Origin of the sequence: Pseudomonas folii (genome assembly GCF_014357575.1) — a bacterium.
Classification (GTDB): Bacteria; Pseudomonadota; Gammaproteobacteria; order Pseudomonadales; family Pseudomonadaceae; genus Aquipseudomonas; species Aquipseudomonas folii.
Window position 1 is genome coordinate 1 of sequence record NZ_JACONW010000225.1, and the last position, 6,025, is coordinate 6,025.

Below are 6,025 nucleotides of genomic sequence, written 5' to 3' on the forward strand. Positions count from 1 at the left end.
GCCAAAAAAAACGGAGCCCGAAGGCTCCGTTTTTTGTACCGCCTGAATAAATCAGGCCAGTTTCTTGTGGCGCACGCGGTGCGGCTGGGCTGCTGCTTCGCCCAGACGCTTTTTGCGGTCGGCTTCGTACTCGGTGTAGTTGCCTTCGAAGAATACGGCCTGCGAATCATCTTCGTAAGCGAGGATGTGGGTCGCAACCCGGTCCAGGAACCACCGATCGTGAGAGATCACAATGGCGGCGCCAGGGAAGTCCAGCAGCGCTTCTTCCAGCGAACGCAGGGTTTCCACGTCGAGGTCGTTGGACGGTTCGTCGAGGAGCAAGACGTTGCCGCCTTCCTTCAAGGTCAGCGCCAGGTGCAAGCGACCACGCTCACCGCCGGACAGGTCCTTGACGAACTTCTGCTGATCGCCACCCTTGAAGTTGAAACGGCCAACGTAAGTGCGTGACGGGATTTCGTAGTTGCCGATGCGGATCTGGTCGGAACCGTCGGAAATCTGCTGGAACACAGTCTTGCTGCCATCCAGGTCGTCACGGCTCTGATCAACGCAAGCCAGTTGCACGGTTTCACCGATCTCGATGGTGCCCGAGTCCGGCGTTTCCTTGCCCATCAACATGCGGAACAGGGTCGACTTACCGGCACCGTTACCACCGATCACACCCACGATCGCGCCCTTGGGCATGGCGAACGACAGGTTGTCGATCAACACACGATCGCCGTAACCCTTGCTGACGTTCTTGAATTCGATGACCTTGTCGCCCAGGCGTGGACCGGCCGGGATGTAGATCTCGTTGGTTTCGCTGCGCTTCTGGAATTCCTGCGATTGCATTTCTTCAAAGCGTTGCAGACGAGCCTTGGATTTGGACTGGCGCGCCTTGGCACCTTTACGAACCCATTCCAGTTCTTCTTTCATGGCCTTTTCATGGGCCGACTGCTGCTTGGATTCCTGGGCCAGACGATCGGATTTGGCTTCCAGCCAGCCCGAATAGTTGCCCTCGTAAGGAATGCCTGCGCCGCGGTCGAGTTCCAGAATCCAACCAGCGACGTTATCCAGGAAGTAACGGTCGTGCGTGATCGCAACCACGGTACCCGGGAAATCGTGCAGGAAATGTTCAAGCCAGGCGACAGAATCGGCGTCCAGGTGGTTAGTCGGTTCGTCGAGCAGCAGCATGTCCGGAGCGGACAGCAGCAGACGGCACAGGGCCACACGACGTTTCTCGCCACCGGATAGCACTTCAACTTTCGCATCCCATGCTGGCAAACGCAGCGCATCGGCGGCGACTTCCAGCTGGCGATCCAGGTTGTGGCCATCGGAGGCTTGCAGGATGGCTTCCAGCTTGGCCTGCTCGGCAGCCAGCTTGTCGAAGTCCGCATCCGGGTCTGCATATTCTGCATAGACTTCATCAAGGCGCGCCTGAGCGTTCTTGATCACACTGACCGCTTCCTCGACCACTTCACGCACGGTCTTGGTCGGGTCCAGCTGCGGCTCTTGCGGCAGATAGCCGATGTTCAGTTCAGGCATCGGACGCGCTTCACCGTCGAACTCGGTATCAACACCCGCCATGATTTTCAGAAGTGTGGACTTACCCGAACCGTTCAGACCGAGGACGCCGATCTTGGCGCCCGGGAAGAACGACAGGGAGATATTTTTGAGAATTTCCCGCTTCGGCGGCACAACTTTGCTCAGCCGATGCATGGTGAATACGTATTGGGCCATGGGATGAAAACCTGGTTTTATGACTGTTGAATAGAGACGCGAGCTTGGCGCTACGACGCAAAAAAGCGTTTTATTTGTCGACGGCACTTGCCGTTGGACGGTTCCACGCCTTGAATTATCTACATCGCAGGATGAGAGCGCCGTGGAACCAGATCAAAGTTTGCAAGCAGTGGAGTCACTCATGCAGGAATCGGCAGAGGCTGCGCGTTGGGCAAAGCTACCCGAATGCGGGCTTGAGGGCAAACCATCTGAGCCAGCGGGGCTGGCACTTAGCCACAACTCAAGGCATGCTAGCCGCCCTTTGGGCGTAGGCATATAGTGCGCCCCGCATTGCCGGCAGCGCAGCCCGGTGCAATCGTTTTCAAACAGCCTGTTCCAGTCCAGTAGTCAGGATCAATGTTGCCAACATCAACTCACCCGTCTCAATCGAGCACAACCAGGAGCACAACAGCGGTGCCTTTGCGCGGGTCATTGAAAGGCATGCTGGCAGCGCTGGTGTTGATGATGCTTGCGCTGATTTTTTGGCAGTTGATTGATCAGTACCAACAGAACCAGGATCGCCAGCGCCAGCGCAGTCTCGACTACAGCGCGCAGTTGGCGGACCGCCTGAGCCTGAACATGGAGCTGAGCGCTCAAGTGGCGCTCAATTTGCTGAGTCTCAGCAGCCAGCAGGCGCCTCAGGGCCCGGAGCAGGAAATACAGCTGCTGAACAATTTGCGTCATTCGCTGCCCTCGCTGCGCAGCATCGCGTGGCTGGACGCAAGCGGCAAGGTAACCACTGACAGCCTGGACGCTTCCACCGACACCTTGTTTATCAAGCAGATGGTCCAACAGGCCATGGGCCGGCCTTTTTACTACGACAACAGTGAAGATGGCTCGCAGATCTATCTGCTGATCCGTTATCCCGGTGAAACCAACCAGGGCTATTGGGCTTTGCGTTTGAGCCCGGACGTTCTCAAACCTCTTACACGTCAGACACGCCAGGGTTTCCAGCCACTCTGGCGGCTGGAGAACCGCTCCACTGATCGCCTGCTATTCCGTGACAAAACCATCGAGAATGAACCGGTGGTGAGCAGCATTGGCGAAATCGAGAGCGTGCTGCTTCAGCCTCTGACCAACAGTAACTGGCAATTACGCGGCCAGTTCGACGTCAGCAAGGCGCGGGAGCAATTGCTCGGGCCATTGATCGGCAAATGTTTGATCGGCCTGCTCTGTTCGATCCTGCCGTTATTCGCGCTGTTCAGCCTGCGGCGACGCCAGCGTCAGTTGCACGAAAGCAGACGCCGCTATCAGGATATTTTCGAAGGCGCTGGCGTCGCCATCTGCGTGCTGGATATGTCGGCCCTGCCAGGCTATCTCGAGACGCTGCAGATCGATAACAGTCAGCAACTGAACGAGCTGCTCAAGGCCCAGCCTGGGCAACTCAACGCGCTATTGCGCAAACTGCGCATTACCGAAGTCAATCAGGTCGCCTTGAGCCTGCTCAACGTCCAATCCAGCGAAAAGGCGTGGCAGCACGTCATAGAAGGCGGCCAGCGCGGTCAGCACGGTATTGGCGAGCAATTGATCCACGCGGTACTGGCCCGAAAAAACCAGCTGGAAATCGAGATCCGCCTGACTCGGGACCGCGGCGAAGATCAACACCTGTGGCTGGTGGTACGTCTGCCTGAAGACCGTGAAGACTTTAACGCCGTCATCCTGAGCATCGGCGACATCACCAGCCGCAAGCGGGTCGAGCTGTCGCAGCAGGAACGCGAAGGGTTCTGGTCGAATGTGGTGCGCACTGTCCCGGACCATCTGTATGTGCAGGATGTCCTCAGCCAACGAATGATCTACAGCAACCACAACCTCGGTCAGACACTCGGGTACAGCAAGACTGAACTGCTGCGCATGGGCGAGTTTTTCTGGGAGATGCTGCTGCACCCCGACGACGCCGAGCGTTATCAGGACATGCGCCTGCGCCAGCGTCACCGTGGACACAGCGAACTTCTGCAATGCCAGTTACGCTTCCGTGCCCGTGACAGTAAATGGCGGCGTTACGATATCCGTGAACAGGCGCTGTCCCGGGATCTTGATGATCAGGTCACGCACATTATCGGCGTTGCCAAAGACATCACCGAACAGCTGGAAGCCAGTGAATCCCTGCGTGACAGCGAACAGCGCTACCGCATGCTGGCCGAAAGCATCAGCGATGTAATTTTCTCCACCAACAGCAAACTGACGCCCAATTACGTCAGTCCTTCAGTTCAAGGCGTGCTCGGTTACAGCGCTGAATGGATTCTCAAGCACGGCTGGAAATCCACCGTCGCCAATCCGCAGCAACTGGCAGGCGTGTACGCGTTGATGGATCGCATCCGCAAAGTGCTGAAAAAGCCGGAAGCACTGGCCGCCCTGCGCCACGAAATACCGACTCAACTGTTCCTGTTCGACTGCCTGCGCGCCGACGGGCGAAAAATCCCTATTGAACTGCGTCTGGTACTGGTCTGGGACGATCAGGGTGCGTTCGAAGGCATCCTTGGCGTGGGACGTGATATCAGCCAGCAGCGCCGGGCCGAAAAAGACCTGCGTATGGCCGCCACCGTATTCGAGCACTCGACTTCAGCCATCCTGATTACCGATCCGGCGGGCTACATCGTACAAACCAACGAGGCATTCAGCCGGGTCAGCGGTTACACAGCTGCACAAGTGCTCGACCAGTTACCAACCCTGCTGACCGTCGATAACCAGCAGGAAGCGCACTTGCGCTACATCGTCAAACAACTGAATCAGCACAGCAGCTGGGAAGGCGAAGTCTGGCTCAAACGCCGCAATGATGAACACTACCCGGCCTGGGTCGGCATCACGGCTGTACTGGATGACGAAGGCGATCTGGCCAGTTATGTCTGTTTCTTCACCGATATCAGCGAGCGCAAAGCCAGCGAGCAACGCATCCATCGCCTGGCCTACTACGACGCCCTGACCCACTTGCCAAACCGCTCGCTGTTTCAGGATCGCCTGCACTCGGCGTTGCAACATGCCGAGCGGCAAAACGCCTGGGTCGTGTTGATGTTCCTCGATCTTGACCGCTTCAAGCCGATCAACGACTCCCTGGGACACGCGGCCGGTGACCGCATGCTCAAGGAAATGGCCACGCGCCTGCTGGCGTGCGTCGCCGATGACGACACGGTTGCCCGCATGGGCGGAGACGAATTCACCTTGCTGCTGCAACCGAGCCCGACCCGGGAGCTCGCCCTGAACCGCGCCATTCACGTTGCCGAGCAGATCCTGACCAGCCTCGTCACGCCGTTCGTCCTTGAGGGGCGGGAGTTCTTCGTGACCGCCAGTATCGGCATCGCGTTGAGCCCTCAGGACGGTAACGAACTGAGCCAGTTGATGAAGAACGCCGACACCGCGATGTATCACGCCAAGGAGAACGGCAAAAACAATTTCCAGTTCTATCAGGCCGACATGAACGCCTCAGCGCTGGAACGTCTGGAGCTGGAAAGCGATTTGCGTCATGCACTGGAACAGCAGGAATTTACCCTGTTCTACCAGCCACAGTTCAGCGGCGACGGCAAACGTCTCACAGGGGCCGAGGCTTTGCTGCGCTGGCACCATCCACGTCGCGGGATGGTCTCGCCAAACGAGTTCATCCCCGTACTTGAAGAGCTCGGTCTGGTGGTGGAAGTGGGCGACTGGGTGCTCACCGAGGCCTGCAAACAGCTCAAAGCCTGGCACCGGGCCAAGGTGCGCGTGCCCAAAGTTTCGGTCAACATTTCTGCCCGGCAATTTGCTGATGGCCATCTGGGTAACCGGATTGCCAATATTCTTCAAGAAACAGGCCTGCCCCCTGCCTGCCTCGAACTGGAGCTGACCGAAAGTATCCTGATGCGCGAAGTAGGCGTTGCGATGCAGATTCTCGACGGCCTCAAGCGCCTGGGCCTGAGCATTGCGGTAGACGACTTCGGCACCGGCTATTCGTCGCTAAATTACCTCAAACAGTTCCCCATCGACATCCTCAAGATCGACCGGACCTTCGTTGACGGTCTGCCTTCGGGCGAGCAGGACGCACAGATCGCCCGCGCGATCATCGCCATGGCCCACAGCCTCAACCTGGCGGTCATTGCCGAAGGCGTCGAAACCCACGAACAGCTTGAATTCCTGCGCGAGCACGGCTGTGATGAAGTGCAAGGCTACCTCTTCGGCCGACCGATGCCACCCAGCCGGTTCGAAGCGCAGTACAGCAATGACACGCTGTTCATGTTTGATTGATGAACTGCCGCCAAATCTGGACATTTTGGCCTGTCTTCAGGACCAGTTAACTGACGTG

Annotated in this window: 2 protein-coding genes; one reads left to right on the forward strand and one right to left on the reverse strand. The window is 57.8% G+C overall.

Going from position 1 to position 6,025, the window contains the following annotated elements; all coding sequences use genetic code 11:
- Positions 1-51: 51 nt before the first annotated feature.
- Positions 52-1,716 carry an energy-dependent translational throttle protein EttA gene (gene ettA, locus H8S59_RS25525; RefSeq protein ID WP_095096794.1) on the reverse strand — a complete coding sequence of 555 codons (1,665 nt, stop codon included), beginning with the start codon at positions 1,714-1,716 and terminating at the stop codon, positions 52-54.
- Positions 1,717-2,115: 399 nt separating this feature from the next.
- Between ettA and H8S59_RS25530 the strand changes: the two genes are divergently transcribed.
- Positions 2,116-5,967 carry a sensor domain-containing protein gene (locus tag H8S59_RS25530; RefSeq protein WP_425504610.1) on the forward strand — a complete coding sequence of 1,284 codons (3,852 nt, stop codon included), beginning with the start codon at positions 2,116-2,118 and terminating at the stop codon, positions 5,965-5,967.
- Positions 5,968-6,025: the final 58 nt, after the last annotated feature.

Coding starts and splice junctions, on each gene's coding strand:
- ettA (WP_095096794.1), bottom strand. CDS start 1,716: ATGGCCCAATACGTATTCACCATGCATCGGCTGAGCAAAGTTGTGCCG.